The organism is Mycobacterium shottsii, from assembly GCF_010728525.1.
Lineage (GTDB): Bacteria > Actinomycetota > Actinomycetes > Mycobacteriales > Mycobacteriaceae > Mycobacterium > Mycobacterium marinum.
Genome location: NZ_AP022572.1, coordinates 950673 through 966433, shown reverse-complemented (window position 1 = coordinate 966433; position 15761 = coordinate 950673). Strand labels below are relative to the sequence as shown.

At 66.6% G+C, this 15761-nt stretch carries 19 protein-coding genes, 1 tRNA gene and 1 other RNA gene; 12 read left to right on the top strand and 9 right to left on the bottom strand.

The genetic code is table 11. The features are described from left to right. Positions 1-16: 16 nt before the first annotated feature. Positions 17-1006: a DEDDh family exonuclease gene (locus tag G6N41_RS04570; RefSeq protein WP_020730954.1), complete on the bottom strand. Its 990-nt coding sequence runs from the start codon at positions 1004-1006 to the stop codon at positions 17-19. 145 nt (positions 1007-1151) lie between these two features. Here G6N41_RS04570 and G6N41_RS04565 point away from each other — a divergent pair, with 145 nt between their 5' ends. Next, positions 1152-2393, top strand: a complete 1242-nt coding sequence (locus G6N41_RS04565; protein ID WP_198966719.1) for a Mur ligase family protein — start codon at positions 1152-1154, stop codon at positions 2391-2393. Positions 2394-2397: 4 nt separating this feature from the next. After that, complete coding sequence (locus G6N41_RS04560) at positions 2398-3093, top strand: type 1 glutamine amidotransferase (RefSeq protein WP_198967719.1); 696 nt, start codon at positions 2398-2400, stop codon at positions 3091-3093. Between the two features lie 15 nt (positions 3094-3108). On the opposite strand, the gene recR is transcribed toward G6N41_RS04560, so the two are convergent. Beyond that, positions 3109-3720, bottom strand: coding sequence for a recombination mediator RecR (gene recR / locus G6N41_RS04555; RefSeq protein ID WP_198966718.1), 612 nt, complete (start codon positions 3718-3720; stop codon positions 3109-3111). Positions 3721-3731: 11 nt separating this feature from the next. Continuing rightward, positions 3732-4166 carry a YbaB/EbfC family nucleoid-associated protein gene (locus G6N41_RS04550; RefSeq protein ID WP_198966717.1) on the bottom strand — a complete coding sequence of 145 codons (435 nt, stop codon included), beginning with the start codon at positions 4164-4166 and terminating at the stop codon, positions 3732-3734. 98 nt (positions 4167-4264) lie between these two features. On the opposite strand from G6N41_RS04550, the gene G6N41_RS04545 reads away from it, so the two are divergent. Next, positions 4265-5026 (top strand): Rv3717 family N-acetylmuramoyl-L-alanine amidase, encoded by a 762-nt coding sequence (locus G6N41_RS04545; protein ID WP_181005661.1) that lies wholly within the window; start codon positions 4265-4267, stop codon positions 5024-5026. Here the strand turns inward: G6N41_RS04545 and G6N41_RS04540 are convergent. Then, positions 5023-5460, bottom strand: coding sequence for an SRPBCC family protein (locus tag G6N41_RS04540; protein ID WP_020730958.1), 438 nt, complete (start codon positions 5458-5460; stop codon positions 5023-5025). The two genes, G6N41_RS04545 and G6N41_RS04540, sit on opposite strands and share 4 nt — an antisense overlap. A 64-nt stretch (positions 5461-5524) precedes the next feature. On the opposite strand from G6N41_RS04540, the gene G6N41_RS04535 reads away from it, so the two are divergent. From G6N41_RS04535 to G6N41_RS04525, 3 genes are read left to right on the top strand one after another with little or no spacing between them, the layout of a single operon-like run. Continuing rightward, a complete protein-coding gene (locus G6N41_RS04535) occupies positions 5525-6919 on the top strand; it encodes an FAD-binding oxidoreductase (protein ID WP_198967718.1) in 1395 nt (464 codons plus the stop codon). Continuing rightward, positions 6916-8235 (top strand): class I SAM-dependent methyltransferase, encoded by a 1320-nt coding sequence (locus G6N41_RS04530; RefSeq protein ID WP_020730960.1) that lies wholly within the window; start codon positions 6916-6918, stop codon positions 8233-8235. The genes G6N41_RS04535 and G6N41_RS04530 overlap by 4 nt, the downstream gene beginning before the upstream one ends. Positions 8236-8247: 12 nt before the next feature. Then, entirely contained in the window at positions 8248-8490 is a 243-nt protein-coding gene (locus tag G6N41_RS04525; RefSeq protein ID WP_020730961.1) for a LapA family protein, read from the top strand. 35 nt (positions 8491-8525) lie between these two features. Here G6N41_RS04525 and G6N41_RS04520 read toward each other — a convergent pair whose 3' ends face one another. The 3 genes from G6N41_RS04520 to ffs all read right to left on the bottom strand — a co-directional run bounded on the left by G6N41_RS04520 (position 8526) and on the right by ffs (position 11931). After that, positions 8526-10391: a DNA polymerase III subunits gamma/tau gene (locus tag G6N41_RS04520; RefSeq protein WP_036456751.1), complete on the bottom strand. Its 1866-nt coding sequence runs from the start codon at positions 10389-10391 to the stop codon at positions 8526-8528. Positions 10392-10449: 58 nt separating this feature from the next. Next, positions 10450-11736 (bottom strand): aminotransferase class I/II-fold pyridoxal phosphate-dependent enzyme, encoded by a 1287-nt coding sequence (locus G6N41_RS04515; RefSeq protein WP_198966716.1) that lies wholly within the window; start codon positions 11734-11736, stop codon positions 10450-10452. Positions 11737-11834: 98 nt separating this feature from the next. Next, positions 11835-11931, bottom strand: an RNA gene (gene ffs / locus G6N41_RS04510) — signal recognition particle sRNA small type. A gap of 78 nt (positions 11932-12009) precedes the next feature. Between ffs and G6N41_RS04505 the strand changes: the two genes are divergently transcribed. Next, positions 12010-12095 (top strand) — tRNA-Ser (locus tag G6N41_RS04505). Positions 12096-12180: 85 nt separating this feature from the next. After that, the gene (locus tag G6N41_RS04500) at positions 12181-12906 is read left to right on the top strand and encodes a hypothetical protein (protein ID WP_198966715.1); all 726 of its coding nucleotides are present in this window, start codon (positions 12181-12183) and stop codon (positions 12904-12906) included. A 31-nt stretch (positions 12907-12937) separates the two neighbouring features. Here the strand turns inward: G6N41_RS04500 and G6N41_RS04495 are convergent, their stop codons facing one another. Further along, entirely contained in the window at positions 12938-13159 is a 222-nt protein-coding gene (locus G6N41_RS04495) for a hypothetical protein (protein WP_231608821.1), read from the bottom strand. Between the two features lie 68 nt (positions 13160-13227). On the opposite strand from G6N41_RS04495, the gene G6N41_RS04490 reads away from it, so the two are divergent. The 3 genes from G6N41_RS04490 (at position 13228) to G6N41_RS27990 (ending at position 14564) form a co-directional block, all read left to right on the top strand. Then, the gene (locus G6N41_RS04490) at positions 13228-13491 is read left to right on the top strand and encodes a hypothetical protein (RefSeq protein ID WP_198968089.1); all 264 of its coding nucleotides are present in this window, start codon (positions 13228-13230) and stop codon (positions 13489-13491) included. A gap of 72 nt (positions 13492-13563) precedes the next feature. Beyond that, positions 13564-13983 (top strand): hypothetical protein, encoded by a 420-nt coding sequence (locus G6N41_RS04485; protein WP_198913147.1) that lies wholly within the window; start codon positions 13564-13566, stop codon positions 13981-13983. A gap of 5 nt (positions 13984-13988) precedes the next feature. Next, positions 13989-14564, top strand: a complete 576-nt coding sequence (locus tag G6N41_RS27990) for a hypothetical protein (protein ID WP_231608534.1) — start codon at positions 13989-13991, stop codon at positions 14562-14564. Positions 14565-14603: 39 nt separating this feature from the next. Here the strand turns inward: G6N41_RS27990 and G6N41_RS04475 are convergent, their stop codons facing one another. Further along, positions 14604-15116 (bottom strand): enoyl-CoA hydratase/isomerase family protein, encoded by a 513-nt coding sequence (locus G6N41_RS04475; RefSeq protein ID WP_231608820.1) that lies wholly within the window; start codon positions 15114-15116, stop codon positions 14604-14606. A gap of 154 nt (positions 15117-15270) precedes the next feature. Between G6N41_RS04475 and G6N41_RS04470 the strand changes: the two genes are divergently transcribed. Further along, positions 15271-15708, top strand: coding sequence for a lipoprotein LpqH (locus tag G6N41_RS04470; protein WP_198967717.1), 438 nt, complete (start codon positions 15271-15273; stop codon positions 15706-15708). Positions 15709-15761 lie beyond the last annotated feature (53 nt).

Genomic DNA, 15761 nt, shown 5'->3' with positions numbered 1-15761 from the left:
TACAAGGGTGTGGGCCTCAGAACAGCGCGAACTGTTCTTCGACCAGGGTGTGGTCGGTGAATTTCTCGGCGCTGGTGCCGCCGAGCACGCAGCCAACCCGATCCATGAACTGCGTGTCGGTAAGCACGGGCACACCCAGCTGCCGGGCCTGGTAGCCCTTGCCCTGCTCGGGGGCGTCTTCGTTGCACACCACCAGCGACGTCTCCCGGTCGACGCCATCGCTGTAGGCCAGGCCGGCATGCAGGATCCGTTCGACGAGCTCCTCATGGGTTCGGCCCACCTCGGCGGCCAGCGCTATCCGCATGCCCTGGACCAGCGGCCGGTCGCAGACGTAGCGGCCCGGGTTGAGGTATGGGCAGGGCATCCGGGAGGCCAGCGCCTTGAGCGGCCGCAGTTCGTCGTGGGTCACCCGGCCATTGGGCCACCGGCGCCGGGTGACCGGATGAATCGGCAACCAAACGTCGCGTTCGCGCGCCCGTTGCAGCGCCGGCGCCAGGATCCCGCTCAAGACCAGCGCGTCGTCGAAAGCGTCGTGCGGCCGTTCCTGGGTCACGCCCCAATGTGCGGCCAGCGTCTCCAGCTTGAGGTTGTCGATTCCGAGTTCCAGCCGCCGGGCCAGCTCGACCGTGCACATGACGGAATCGACCGGCAGCTCGGCATCTGCGATTTCAGCCTCAGCGGCCAAAAACGAGTAGTCGAACGCGACATTGTGGGCCACCAGCGTGCGGCCGCGCAGTAGCTCGGTCAGATCACCGACAACGTCGGCGAACTGGGGCTGCTCTTCGAGCATCGCCGCGGTCAGACCGTGCACGTGGGTCGGGCCGGGATCCACCCCGGGATTGAGCAGGCTGACCACGGAATGCTCGACATTGCCGGCAGAGTCCAGCCCAAGCGCGGCGACGCTGATGACCCGGGCCTGCCCCGGCCGAAATCCCGAGGTCTCGACATCGACGACGGCCCAACCCTCACCCGGGTGGCTGGCCGGCCGTCCCCAGTTCTGGCTCACACGATGAGAATGGCACGTCGGGCCGACATCACCGGCGTCGTTGCGCCTCGTGTCGGCCTCAACTTGGGGACGGCCCGTTACTTGGCCACGACCCGCTGCACTCGGCCCCCAGCGCCAAGGTTGCGATCGCCCTTAAACTGCCCGGGTGATAACCGCCCGTGCCCGGCTAGCCCTCGCCGCAGGTTCGAGCGCGCGTTGGGCGTCTCGAGTCACCGGTCGCGGAGCCGGTGCGATGATCGGCGGCCTGGTCGCAATGACCCTGGACCGCTCGGTGTTGCGCCAGCTCGCGAGCGGTCGGCGCACCGTCGTCATCACCGGCACCAACGGCAAATCGACGACCACCCGGATGACCGCGGCCGCCCTGAGCACCCTTGGCGCCGTCGCCACCAACGCCGAGGGCGCCAACATGGACGCCGGCCTGGTGGCCGCGCTGGCCGCCGACCGTCGTGCCGGACTCGCGGCGCTGGAAGTCGACGAGATGCACGTCCCGCGCGTATCGGACGCCGTCGAGCCGGCGGTCCTGGTGCTCCTGAACTTGTCCCGGGATCAGCTGGACCGGGTCGGTGAGATCAACGTGATCGAACGCACCCTGCGGGCCGGCCTGGCCCGCCACCCGAACGCGGTGGTGGTGGCCAACTGTGACGACGTCCTGATGACCTCAGCGGCCTATGACAGCCCCAACGTGGTGTGGGTGGCCGCCAGCGGTTCCTGGTCGAACGACTCGGTGAGCTGCCCGCGCAGCGGCGAGGTCATCGTTCGCGAACCCGGGCACTGGTACTCCACCGGCGCCGATTTCAAACGGCCCAGCCCACAGTGGTGGTTCGATGACGAAGCCGTGTACGGGCCGGACGGGCTGGCGCTGCCGATGCGGCTGGCGCTGCCCGGCGCGGTCAACCGGGGAAACGCCACCCAAGCGGTCGCGGCCGCCGTCGCGTTGGGCGCGGATCCGGCGTTGGCAGTGGCCGCGGTCGCCGAGGTCGACGAGGTCGCCGGCCGTTACCGCAGCTTCGCTCTCGGCCGCCACCAAGCACGGATCCTGCTGGCCAAGAACCCGGCCGGCTGGCAGGAAGCGCTGTCGATGGTGGACGAACGTGCCGCCGGAGTGGTCATCTCCGTCAACGGACAAGTGCCCGACGGCGAGGATCTGTCCTGGCTGTGGGATGTGCGCTTCGAACATTTCGCCGAGGTGTTCAAAACGACCCCGGTGGTGGCCGCCGGTGAGCGCGGCACCGACCTGGCGGTGCGCCTGGGCTACGCGGGCGTGCAGCACACCCTGGTGCACGACACAGTGGCGGCCATCGAGTCTTGCCCGCCGGGACCGGTGGAGGTGGTCGCCAACTACACCGCGTTCCTCCAGCTGCAGCGGAGGTTGACGCGCAATGGCTGACTCTGTGGTCCGGATCGGCCTGGTGTTGCCCGACGTGATGGGTACCTACGGTGACGGCGGCAACGCCGTCGTGCTGCGCCAACGGCTACGCCGGCGGGCCATCCCCGCCGAGATCGTCGAGATCACCCTTTCCGACCCGGTACCGGATTCCTTGGACCTGTACACGCTCGGCGGCGCGGAAGATTACGCGCAGCGATTGGCCACCCGGCACCTGCTGCAGCACCCGGGACTGCAGCGCGCGGCCGGCCGGGGCGCACCCGTGCTGGCGATCTGTGCGGCTGTCCAGGTACTCGGGCATTGGTATGAAACCTCATCGGGCGAACGTGTCGACGGTGTCGGCCTGCTCGATGCGACCACCTCTCCGCAATCGACCCGCACCATCGGTGAGCTGATCAGCAAGCCATTGCTGCCCGGGTTGACCCAGCGGCTCACGGGTTTCGAAAATCACCGCGGAGGTACCGTTCTGGGCCCAGCGGCATCGCCGTTGGGTGCGGTGGTCAAGGGCGCGGGCAACCGGGCGAGCGATGGCTTTGACGGCGTCGTCCAGGGCAGCGTGGTCGCGACCTACATGCACGGGCCGTGTCTGGCCCGCAACCCCGAGCTGGCCGACCTGCTGCTGAGCAAGGTGGTCGGAGCGCTGGCGCCGCTGGAGCTACCGGAAGTGGAATTGTTGCGCCGAGAGCGGTTGTCGGCGCGCTAGCGCCGCCCGCCGAACTCAGACCATCGCGCGGCGGCCGGTCAGCGCGCGGCCCAGGGTGAGTTCGTCGGCGAACTCCAGGTCACCACCCATCGGCAGCCCCGACGCGATCCGGGTGACGGTCAGGCCGGGGATGTCGCGCAGCATCCGCACCAGGTAGGTGGCCGTCGCCTCGCCCTCGGTATTGGGGTCGGTGGCGATGATCACCTCGGTGATATCGACGCCGTCGACCCGATCACCGATGCGAGTCAGCAACTCGCGGATTCGCAGCTGCTCGGGACCGATCCCGGAAAGCGGATCGAGCGCCCCGCCCAGCACGTGATAGCGACCGCGGTATTCGCGGGTTCGCTCGACGGCCTGGATATCTTTGGGCTCTTCGACGACGCAGACCAGGGACCCGTCCCGGCGCGGGTCCGAGCAAATGCGGCAACGCTCGTCATCCGAGACGTTCCCGCACACGGCGCAGAAGCGCACCCCGTCCCGGACCTTGGCCAGCACGGCGGTCAGCCGGTCGATGTCCGGCGGCTCAACCGACAAGAGGTAAAACGCGATGCGCTGGGCACTCTTGGGGCCGATGCCCGGCAGCTTGCCGAGCTCGTCGATCAGATCCTGAACGGGTCCCTCGAACATGCCGGGGCCGGTCAGACCCCCGGGGCACCCGGCATGCCTGGCATACCCGGTGCGCCCGGGGCACCCGGCATACCTGGCATTCCCGGCGCACCCGGCCGTGGCGGCATTCCCGGCGCTCCTGGGGCACCGGGCGCACCGGGCGGGCGCATCGCGCCGGCCAGCGCACCCAGGCGCTCCTGCGCCATCTTGGTCACCTGCTGAGACGCATCGCGCATGGCACCAACGATCAGGTCCTGCAGCGTCTCTATGTCGTCACGGTCGACCACCTTGGGGTCGATCGTGACCCCGACCAGTTCGCCGCTGCCCCTGACAGCGACCTGGACCAAGCCGCCACCGGCTTGACCGTGTACCTCGGAATTGGCCAGCTGTTGCTGGGCTTCCAGTAGCTTCTGCTGCATCTGCTGTGCTTGAGCGAGCAGTGCCGACATGTCGCCGCCGGGTTGCATGACAGTCCCCTAGCATCTTGGTCTCGAGTTGGTTTCGCCTGCGGTTGTATGGCGATTTGAAACATCCAGCCTAGACGGCGCGGCGTTACCGTTGCGCAGTGGACGTAGGAGTCAGCCCGCGTGTCGGGATCGCCATGGTCATCGGGACGCTCGTAGCGGCGTTGACACCCCTGCTTCCAACGGCGGCCGCAGCCCCTTCCAACATCGCCGGCATGGTCGTTTTCATCGACCCTGGGCACAACGGCGCCAACGACGCATCGATCGGGCGTCAGGTCCCCACCGGCCGGGGCGGCACCAAGGACTGCCAGGCCAGCGGGACATCGAGCAACAGCGGTTACCCGGAGCACACGTTCACCTGGGACACCGCCCTGCGACTGCGCGCCGCGCTGAACGCGCTGGGCGTACGAACGGCGCTCTCCCGCGGCAACGACAACGCGCTGGGTCCGTGCATCGACGAACGCGCCAACACAGCCAACGCGTTACATCCCAACGCGGTCGTCAGCCTGCACGGCGACGGCGGCCCGGCCACCGGCCGCGGCTTTCACGTCAACTACTCGTCCCCGCCGCTGAACGCGGCACAGGCCGGTCCCTCGGTGCAGTTCGCGCGGGTCATGCGCGACCAGTTGCGGGCCTCGGGTATTCCGCCGGCCAACTACATCGGGCAGGACGGCTTGTACGGGCGTTCGGATCTAGCGGGGCTGAACCTGGCCCAGTACCCGTCGATCCTGGTCGAGCTGGGCAACATGAAGAACCCCGCGGACTCGGCGCTGATGGAGTCCCCCGAAGGGCGGCAGAAGTACGCCAACGCGCTGGTCCGCGGGGTCGCGGGCTTTCTGGCCAGCCAGGGCCAGGCGCGCTAGCTTTCCAGCTCGGACTTGAGGTTGGCCAGCACTTCACCCTGGATCTTCTTTAAACCCAGCGGGGCAAACGTCTTCTCGAAGAAGCCCTTGACCCCACCGGCGCCGTTCCAGGTGGTCTTGACGGTCACGCTGCAGCCCGGCCCCGCCGGAGCCACCGTCCAGTTGATGATCATGGATGAGTTCGCATCCTTTTCGATCACCGTGTGGCCTGCGACATCCACGCCGACCTGCACGTCACGGACGCGCGACTTGGTCGCCTGCAGTCGCCACTTTGCGACGGTGCCCTGTCCCTGACCCCCTTCGAGCACCTGGTACTCGCTGTATTGCGGGGAAAGAATTTTCGGACGAACGTTCTGATAATCGGCCACTGCGGCAAGAGCGGCCGCAGGCTCAGCATTGATCAAGATCGTGCTGGCTGCGCTCACCTGTCCCATCAGGCGCAACTCCTCTGTCATGAATCGCGGTGCAGCCCACACACGGATGCAGGGGCTGTGGTCGATGACTACGATATATGTGGTGCCTGGTACTGGATCTGGACTGTCCGCCCACACATCGGGCGTAGAGCGATTGCTGGCTAGCTATCGATCCATTCCCACGACCGCAACGGTCCGGTTGGCCAAACCCACTTCAAACCTGTTCCGCGCCCGCGCCAAACGCGATGTTCGGGGTCTGGACACCTCCGGGTTGACCGGTGTCATCAGCATCGATCCCGACGCCCGCACCGCCGACGTGGCCGGCATGTGCACATATGAGGACCTGGTCGCAGCCACGCTGCCGCACGGTCTGTCGCCACTGGTGGTTCCGCAGTTGAAGACCATTACGCTCGGCGGCGCAGTCACCGGCTTGGGTATCGAGTCGGCATCGTTTCGCAATGGCCTGCCGCACGAGTCGGTGCTCGAAATGGACATCCTCACCGGCGCGGGCGAATTGCTGACGGTATCGGCTGACCGGCACGCCGATCTGTATCGAGCCTTCCCTAATTCCTATGGCACGCTGGGCTATTCGACTCGGCTCAAGATCCTGCTGGAGCCGGTCAAGCCCTTTGTGGCGTTGCAGCACATCCGATTCGACACCTTGCGGGCACTGGTCGCGGCGATGGAGCGCATTGTCGATACCGGGGGCCTGGACGGGATGGCGGTGGACTACCTGGAAGGCGTGGTCTTCAGCGCCGACGAAAGCTACCTGTGTGTCGGTGTGCGGACCGCAACGCCGGGCCCGGTCAGCGATTACACCGGAAAAGACATCTACTACCGGTCGATCCAGCACGAGAGCGGCGTCAAAGCGGACCGCCTGACCATCCACGACTACTTCTGGCGCTGGGACACCGACTGGTTCTGGTGCTCGCGTGCGTTCGGCGCGCAGAACCCGACGCTGCGGCGCTGGTGGCCGCGGCGGTACCGGCGCAGCAGCGCCTACTGGAAGCTGGTGGAACTCGACCAGCGCTTTGGAATCGCCGACAGGATCGAGAAGCGCCACGGGCGCCCCCCGCGAGAGCGAGTGGTGCAGGATGTCGAGGTTCCCATCGAGCGCACCCAGGACTTCGTGACATGGTTTTTGGAAACGGTACCCATCGCACCGATTTGGCTGTGCCCCTTACGGCTTCGTGACAATGACGGCTGGCCGCTGTATCCGATCCGGCCGGACCACAGCTACGTCAATATCGGCTTCTGGTCCTCGGTGCCGGCCGGCGCCACCGAGGGGGCAACCAACCGGGAGATAGAGACAAAGGTGAGCGAGCTCAACGGACACAAGTCGCTCTACTCCGACAGTTACTACACCCGAGAAGAGTTCGATGAGTTGTACGGCGGGGAGTCGTACAAAACGGTGAAAAAAACCTACGATCCAGATTCGCGTCTGCTCGATCTCTACGCAAAGGCGGTGCAACGACGATGACTGCAACGAAAGAAGCCAACCAGCCCCCGAATGCCAACGGCGGCAGACTGAGTATTGCCGAGGTCCTGGCGATCTTCACCGCGACCGGCGGCCAGCCACTGAAGTTCAGCGCGTATGACGGCAGCACCGCCGGTTGCAACGACGCGGAAATGGGGTTGGAGCTCACCTCCCCCCGCGGCACCACCTACCTGGCGACGGCGCCGGGGGAACTCGGCCTCGCCCGGGCCTACGTATCGGGGGACCTACAGCCCCACGGTGTGCATCCCGGCGATCCGTATGAGCTGCTCAAAGCGTTGACCGACCGGGTCGAGTTCAAACGGCCGTCAGCGCGGGTGCTGGCCAACGTGGTGCGCTCGATCGGGGTGGAGCATCTGTTGCCGATCGCGCCGCCGCCGCAGGAGACGCCGCCGCGGTGGCGCCGGATGGCCGAGGGTGTCCTGCACAGCAAAACCCGTGACGCCGAGGCCATCCACCACCACTACGACGTCTCGAACACCTTCTACGAGTGGGTGCTCGGGCCGTCGATGACCTATACCTGCGCGGTCTATCCGAATGAAAAGGCAACCCTGGAAGAGGCTCAGGAGAACAAGTACCGGTTGGTCTTCGAGAAGCTGCGGCTGCAGCCGGGCGATCGCTTACTCGACGTCGGGTGCGGCTGGGGCGGGATGGTGCGCTACGCCGCGCGCCACGGGGTCCGGGTCATCGGCGCCACGCTGTCGGCCGAGCAGGCCACGTGGGCACAACAGAAGATCTCCGACGAGGGGTTGGCGCAGCTGGCCGAGGTGCGCCACTGCGACTACCGGGACGTGGTGGAGACCGGGTTTGATGCCGTCTCGTCGATCGGCATGACCGAGCACATCGGCGTGCGGAACTATCCCGCCTATTTCGGCTTCCTCAAGTCCAAGTTGCGCACCGGCGGCCTGCTACTCAACCACTGCATCACCCGCCACGACAACAAGTCGACGTCCTTTGCCGGCGGGTTCACCGACCGCTACGTCTTCCCGGACGGGGAGCTGACCGGCTCCGGACGCATCATCACCGAGATCCAGGAAGTCGGCTTCGAGGTGCTGCACGAGGAGAACCTGCGGCAGCACTACGCGTTGACGCTGCGCGACTGGTGCCACAACCTCGTCGAGCACTGGGACGCGGCGGTAGCCGAAGTCGGACTGCCCATCGCCAAGGTATGGGGCCTGTACATGGCGGCCTCGCGAGTGGCATTTGAGCGCAACAACCTGCAGCTGCATCACGTGCTCGCCGCCAACGTCGACACCTGGGGCGAAGATGACCTGCCACTGCGGCCGTGGTGGACAGCCTAGGAGGAGATCGCCATGTCGCCGGACGATACCGCTGCAAGTTCGATTGGGCGCCGAGCCGGAAGGTTTGCGGTACGACACTGGGGCGCGCTGATCCTCATCGCGTTGACGACGATCTTCATCGCCCAGAACCGCGAGCGCTCGCGAATGCACTTGCTGTGGGTCACCGTCGAGTCGCCCATGTGGCTGCTGCTGAGCGCCATGTTTGTGGTGGGCATCCTGGTAGGCCTGCTGCTGCTTCGTCGCCGCCGGAAATAGGCATCAGCGTGCCCACCGGTCGCGACACCACGCGGTCAGGCGTTGTCGATGCGACGGGCACCCAACTCATTGCGCAGCAGTTCGAGCGCCACTTCCTCGGGGTCGCGGCGCGGCTCTGACGGGTCGCTGCGGCCGGCTTCGGCCAGCAGGCTTTCCTCTTCCTCACGCCGGGCGGAATCGACGGCAACGGGATCCGCCGCCGGAGCCGCGGCCTTGGCCGGCGTCGGGGTTGCGGCGGGCTCCGCGGCGCCCACCTCGCAGCGCACCCGCCAGTTGACTCCCAACGCATCTCTGAGCGCCTCGGCGATGACGTCGGCGTTGCGCTGCTCGGACAGCCGCCGGGCCAGCGGCGCCGAGTCGTGGGTCAGCACCAGCGTGTTGTCTTCGAGCGCACGAACGGTGGCAGCGGCGAGCATCACCTCGGTGGTGCGGCTGCGCTGGCGCACCTTCTCGCGCACGGTCGGCCACATGCTGCGAACCGCGGCGGCATTGAGCTCCCCGGGAGCCGCGACCGGTTCGGGAACCGGAGCCGGCCGGGGTTCGGGCGCCCGCCGGGGTTCGGGAGCCGATCGGGGTTCGGGAGCCGGCGGCGGCTCTGGCGCGGACTTGGGCTCTGGCGGTGCCGGCCGGCGCATGCTTTGCCTGACCATCTCTTTGGCCTCCGCTCGGGCGGAGGTCGTCGCCCGCGGCGCGGCCGGCGCTTCCGGCGCTGGGGCCGAGGTGGCTCCCGCGCCGGCCGGTATCGACATGGCTAGCCGGGTCTCGATCCGCTCGATGCGCTGCAACAGCGCCGATTCGGCGTCGCTGGCCGAGGGCAGCAGCAGCCGGGCACACACCACCTCCAGCAGCAGCCGGGGTGCCGTCGCGCCGCGCATCTCGCCCAGCCCGGCCTGTACGACCTCGGCGTAGCGAGTCAGCGTCGCCGACCCGAGGTGCGCCGCCTGCTCCCGCATCCGATCCAGCACATCTTCGGGGCCGTCCACAACCCCACGAGACACGGCGTCGGGAACCGCTTGGAGCACGATGAGATCGCGGAATCGCTCCAGCAGGTCGGTGGCGAAACGACGAGGATCGTGCCCGGCGTCGATCACCGATTCGACCGCCCCGAACAGCGCCGCGGCATCCCCGGCGCCAAGCGCATCCACGGCGTCGTCGATCAGCGCGACGTCGGTGGCCCCCAGCAGTCCCAGTGCTCGCTGGTAGGTCACATGGTTGCTCTGCGCCCCGGCCACCAGCTGGTCCAGCACCGAAAGCGTGTCACGCGGGGAACCACCGCCGGCGCGAGTCACCAGCGGATACACCGCCTCGTCAACGACCACGCCCTCCTGCTCACAAATCCGCTCGATCAGACCTCGCATGGTGCGCGGCGGCAGCAGGCGGAACGGGTAGTGGTGGGTGCGCGACCGGATGGTGGGCAGCACCTTCTCCGGTTCCGTGGTGGCGAAGATGAAGATGAGGTGTTCGGGGGGCTCTTCGACGATCTTGAGCAGCGCGTTGAAACCGGCGGTGGTCACCATGTGCGCCTCGTCGATGATGAACACGCGGTACCGCGACTGCGCGGGCGCGTAGAACGCGCGATCCCGCAATTCCCGGGTGTCGTCCACACCGCCGTGACTGGCCGCGTCGAGTTCGACCACGTCGATGCTGCCGGGCGCGCTGGGCGCCAAGGCCTGGCAGGACTCGCAGGTTCCACACGGCGTGGCCGTGGGGCCCTGCGCGCAGTTCAAGGACCGCGCCAGGATGCGCGCCGACGACGTCTTGCCGCAGCCGCGCGGCCCGGAGAACAGGTACGCATGGTTGATCCGGCCGGCCTCCAGGGCGATCGACAGCGGTTCGGTGACATGCTCCTGCCCCACCACCTCCGCGAAGGTCGCCGGACGATATTTGCGGTAGAGAGCCACGGTCAGCAGGCTACTCAGGCTGGCGGACTATTGCGGAATCCACTGGTCCGAGCAGGAACTACGGGCGGGCCAGCAAGGCCTCGGTGCCGGCGAGCAAGGCACAGGTCGCCAGACCATCGACCGCGTCGCTCAGATCGGGCAGCGACGGGAAAGACGGCGCGATCCGGATGTTCTTGTCCTCGGGATCCTTGCGATACGGGAACGACGCGCCCGCCTCGGTCACGGCAATCCCGGCGTCCTTGGCCAACGCCACAGTGCGGCGCGCGGTCCCCGGCATCACATCGAGGCTGATGAAATACCCGCCCTTGGGCTCGGTCCACGACGCGATCTTGGAATCGCTGAGCCGCTGATCGAGGATCTCGAGCGCCACCGCAAACTTGGGCGCCAATATCTGCTGGTGGCGGCGCATATGCAGGCGTACGCCGTCGGCGTCTCCGAAAAACCGCAGGTGCCGCAGCTGGTTGACCTTGTCCGGACCGATCGACTTCTTTCCGGCGTACTGCAGATACCACGCGATGTTGCCCAACGACCCGCCGAAGAAGCTGACGCCGCCGCCGGCGAAGGTGATCTTCGACGTGGATGCGAAAACGTAGGGCCGGTGCGGATTGCCGGCCTTGGCCGCCAGCCCCAGCACGTCAACCTGCCGGATGAAGTCCGGCGTGAGGGTGTGCACCATGTAGGCGTTGTCCCAGAACAAGCGGAAGTCCGGTGCCGCCGTCTGCATCTGCACCAGCCGGCGCACCGTTTCCCAGGAATACGTGACACCGGTGGGGTTGCCGAACACCGGTACGGTCCACATGCCCTTGATCGTAGGGTCGACGGCGACCAGTTCCTCGATCAGATCGACGTCGGGGCCGTCCTCGAGCATCGGGACGGGGATCATCTCCACGCCCATCGTTTCGGTGATGGCGAAATGGCGGTCATAGCCGGGAACGGGGCACAGGAACTTGATGCCGTCCGGCTCCTTTACCCAAGGCCGGGGCGAGTCGACCCCGCCATAAAGCATCGAGAACGCGGTCACGTCGTGCATCAGCTCCAGGCTGGAGTTGTTGCCCGCGATCAAGTTCTGGACCGGGATGCCGAGCAACTCGCCGAAGATGGCGCGCAGCGCCGGCAGGCCATGCAGGCCGCCATAGTTGCGGGTGTCGAGGCCCTCGGGGTCGCGGTAGTACTGGCCACCGGGCAGGCTCAGCAGTTGATTGGACAGGTCCAGCTGCTCAGAAGACGGCTTGCCTCGGGTGAGATCCAGGGACAGGCCTTTACCGCGCAGGTTTGCGTAGTCCTGCTCGTGGCGGACATGCAAAGCGGTTAGCTCTTCAGGGCTGAGCGAATCGAACGAGACCATGCGGCCCTTTCACCGTCGAAAACCGTGGATCAAACATTCAGGTCGTGAGCGGTTGCAGGCCAGTTCTTGCTGGTTGGCACCTGGTGGGCCGCCCCGGACAAAGGGGGACCCCGCGCACCCGACAGAGCCCATTGACCCTTGCTGCCTTCCGGCCCTGGGGGAGTTCACAGGATAGACGCCGCGCGGGGTCCTGCCGCGAGTCTAATACCTCCGCGGAGACATTCGTCGGCGGCCGCGGAACACGGGCGCCGAGACAGCGGCTACCATATCGGCGGAGGATTCGCCTAGTGGCCTATGGCGCTCGCCTGGAACGCGGGTTGGGTTAATAGCCCTCGCGGGTTCAAATCCCGCATCCTCCGCAATGGTCGCGCCCGCGCCGAGGCGCGGGCGGACAGTGTGGGCTGGTCAGCTTGACTGGCTCCGGCTCACAGTACGAGGAGGGGTATGGGGCGCAAGGTTGCCATGCTGTGGCACGCGTCGTTTTCGATCGGCGCAGGCGTCCTCTACTTCTTCTTCGTTCTGCCCCGTTGGCCCGAATTGATGGGCGATACCGCCCACTCGCTGGGGACCGGGCTCCGGATCACCGCGGGCGCCCTGTTCGGCCTGGCCGCGCTGCCGGTGGTGTTCACCCTGCTGCGTACCCGCAAGCCGGAACTTGGCACCCCTGCGCTGGCGCTATCGATTCGGACCTGGTCGATCGTGGCGCACGTGCTGGCCGGGGTGCTGATTATCGGGACCGCCATCAGCGAGATCTGGCTCAGCCTGGACTCGGTGGGGCAATGGCTGTTCGGGATCTACGGGGCCGCTGCCGCCATTGCAGTACTCGGCTTCTTCGCGTTCTACCTGTCGTTTGTCGCGGAATTGCCGCCGCCACCGCCCAAACCGATCAAGGTGAAAGAACCCAAGCAGCGCCGCCGCCGCAAGAAGGGCGGCGAAGGCGATGACGTCGACGAGGCCGACGAGGCCGAGGAAGCCGACGAGGCGTCCGACGGCGAAGAGCCTGTCGAGGCCGAAGAGGCTGAAGTAGCCGAAGCGGCCGAAGAGACCGCAGAACCCGAGGCGCAGGGCGAGGATGCGACCGCTCACGGTGGGCTGCGAAATCGTCGCCCGACCGGCAAGACCTCACACCGGCGCCGGCGCGTCCGGCGTGGGGTGACGGTCGAGGAATAGTTCCTCCCCCCTGCCGCATCCGCGCTATCGGTCAGCGCCGCCGCAGCCGCTCCAGATAGCCGGCGATGCGCTGCTGGGCCTGCGCCGAACCCCAGATCTGACGGACTTCACGCTCGATATCGCCACCGTCGCGCATCCGTGCCTGAGCCGGAGCCCGCAGCTGTGCCTTGGTGTGGCGGTAGGCGTCGGCCGGGATATCGCCAAGCTCCGACGCCTGCGCCGTGGCGACACCCAGAAGATACTCGGCGACCACCTCATGGGCAAGTCCGCGGCAAGCATCACGAAAATGCCCGTGAAGCGTCCTCGGTGGATCACGTAAAAATGCCCGCGAAACGGTCGATCCTCAGCAGGCATGGGAAGTGGGCTGTCGATGTCGTCTCGGGCCGAGATCACCGCGAAGTTCGCCAGGGGGTATGTGGGGCGCCGAAGGCGGACAAGGGGCAGATTCTGGATCAGGTGGTGGCGGTCACCGGCTGGTCGCGTGACAACGCCCGGCGGCGGTTGAGGGCGGCGGCCGCGCCGCCGGGAGCGGGTCGGCAGGTCGCCAAACGGACTCGCCGGCAACGCAATCCGAAGTACTCCTAGGATGCGCTCAAGGTGTTGCAGAAGGTGTGGGCGGCCTCAGGCGGGCAGTGCGGCCGGTACCTGGCCGCTTCCATGGCACTTCAGTTGGATGCTCTAGAACGCCACGGCGAACTGGTGGACGGCCGTGACCGTTACGGCCCGGCGGTGCGTGCCGAGCTGTTGGCGATGAGCAGCGCCACGATCGACCGCTACCTGCGCGGCGCCAAGGCCCGCGACCAGATCTCGGGTGTGTCGACGACGAAACCCTCCCCGCTGCTGCGGTCCTCGATCACCATCTGCAAAGCAGGCGATGAGGCCGAAGAATCTCCGGGGTTCTTCGAAGGCGACACCGTGGCGCACTGCGGCCCGACACTGAAAGGTGAGTTCGCCCGCACGGTCAACCTCACCGACATGCACATCGGCTGGGTGTTCACCCGCACGGTGCGCAACAACGCCCACCCCCACATCCTGGGCGCCCTCAAAACCGGAATTACTAAAATCCCTATAAGGTAACGGGTTTGGACTTCGACAACGGCACCGAATTCCTCAATAAGGCGGTCATCAAGTGGGCCGCGGACATGGAGATCTTCTTCACCCGCTCACGGCCCTACAAGAAGAACGACCAGGCCACCATCGAGTCCAAAAACAACCACCTCGTGCGTCGCTACGGGTTCTACTACCGCTACGACACCGACGAAGAACGCGCCGTGCTCAACCGGCTGTGGCACCTGGTCAACGACCGGCTCAACTACCTGACCCCCACCATCAAACCCATCAGCTACGGCTGCAGCCGCGACGGTCACCGCCGCCGGCTCTACGACAAGCCCCAGACCCCTGGACCGGCCGCTGGCCGCCGGAGTCCTCTCAGCGGCCCAACAAACAGAGCTGCTCACCTACCGCAACAGCCTCAACCCCGCCGCGATCGCCCACCAGATCGCCGACCTGCAAGCCGCCCTGCTCAGACTCGCCAAAGACAAGACCGAACAGCTCTACCTCGCCGCCATACCCGCCGCTCTACCCGCCCTCAAAGCCGGCATCCGCATCAAAAGCAAGACCACCACCTGACCCCGATTTCGCGGGCATTCCTTACCTGATGCATGAACCAGGTTTCGCAGGCATCTTGACTTGATGCATCACGGCCCGCGGGAGACGGCCTCGATTCCCCGATAGCTGCGACCACCGAGCAGCACCTCCTCGGCGCGATCGCCGCACGCGTAGCGCATGACCCCCAGCGCGACCACCGGAAACGCCACCCCGACAAGCACCTCAGAGGCACCGATCGCGGCTTTGGCGCCGATCAGTCGGCGGTCGCAGGCGCATGCCATCACACACCCGCCCGCGATGGCGGCACCGTTGATCGCGGCCACGGTAGGGCCCGGGTAGCCGAACATCGCGTCAAACGCGTCCGATAACGCCGGAATCAGCCGATCCGTATAGCTGGTCCCGCCCTGCACCACCCGGTTCAGATCGACCCCGGCAGAGAACACTCGTCCGGCGCCGGTGAGCACCAGCGCGCCACCGGGTGAGGAGCCCAGTTCGCGCAGCGCATCGGTCAACTCGGTCAGCAGCTCGACATCGAGGGCGTTGACCCGCCCGGACGAGAGGGTGAGCACTTGGACGGCGTCTACGGTCTGAATCTCAATCACAGTCACACACTCCACCACCACGGCGGTCGAGCCAAATAGTTGGGATCGGTAGCAACCCGGGCGTTCTGTACTTACTCCCATGACGGCGCCACCAGGGCGGCGCATGATGGAAGGAAATCCAGTGAAACGTTTTATCGCGGCTGCGATTGGAACCATTGGCTGCGCATCGGCGCTGGTGGGCTGCTCCAGCGGCGGCCACTCAGCCAGCCCGGCATCAAGTGTCTCCACCGGCGGTGGCGGAACGCAGGTCCGGGTGGGCGGCACGAATCTTCCTGGCCTGGACCCCGCCTCGGTGACCTGCGTCAAGCAGGGCGGCAAGATCGACATCGGTAGTGGCTCCGCCGGCGGCCAGCAGGCACTGGCGGTGGTGATGACCGATGAGGCCACTCCGCGAGTCGAGTCGCTGGCGCTTGTGGTGGACGGCAACGCATTGTCTGTCACCGACAACATGGGCGCCAAGGTCGGCTCGGCCAAGGTTGCGGTGGAGGGCAAGACCTACACCATCACCGGCCAGGTGCAAGGTGCCGACATGAAGAACCCGATGGCCGGAATGATCACCAAGGACTTCAGCATCAAGGTGACGTGCGGCTGATGCAGGGGGCGCCGGCCGGTGGGCAAGCATCCCTTGTCCACCGGTCCGGTCTG

Coding starts and splice junctions, on each gene's coding strand:
- G6N41_RS04525 (WP_020730961.1), top strand. CDS start 8,248: ATGTCGCCGGACGATACCGCTGCAAGTTCGATTGGGCGCCGAGCCGGA.
- G6N41_RS04515 (WP_198966716.1), bottom strand. CDS start 11,736: ATGGTCTCGTTCGATTCGCTCAGCCCTGAAGAGCTAACCGCTTTGCAT.
- G6N41_RS04490 (WP_198968089.1), top strand. CDS start 13,228: ATGCCCGCGAAACGGTCGATCCTCAGCAGGCATGGGAAGTGGGCTGTC.
- G6N41_RS04535 (WP_198967718.1), top strand. CDS start 5,525: ATGACTACGATATATGTGGTGCCTGGTACTGGATCTGGACTGTCCGCC.
- G6N41_RS04550 (WP_198966717.1), bottom strand. CDS start 4,166: ATGCAACCCGGCGGCGACATGTCGGCACTGCTCGCTCAAGCACAGCAG.
- G6N41_RS04500 (WP_198966715.1), top strand. CDS start 12,181: ATGGGGCGCAAGGTTGCCATGCTGTGGCACGCGTCGTTTTCGATCGGC.
- G6N41_RS04530 (WP_020730960.1), top strand. CDS start 6,916: ATGACTGCAACGAAAGAAGCCAACCAGCCCCCGAATGCCAACGGCGGC.
- G6N41_RS04485 (WP_198913147.1), top strand. CDS start 13,564: ATGGCACTTCAGTTGGATGCTCTAGAACGCCACGGCGAACTGGTGGAC.
- recR (WP_198966718.1), bottom strand. CDS start 3,720: ATGTTCGAGGGACCCGTTCAGGATCTGATCGACGAGCTCGGCAAGCTG.
- G6N41_RS04540 (WP_020730958.1), bottom strand. CDS start 5,460: ATGGGACAGGTGAGCGCAGCCAGCACGATCTTGATCAATGCTGAGCCT.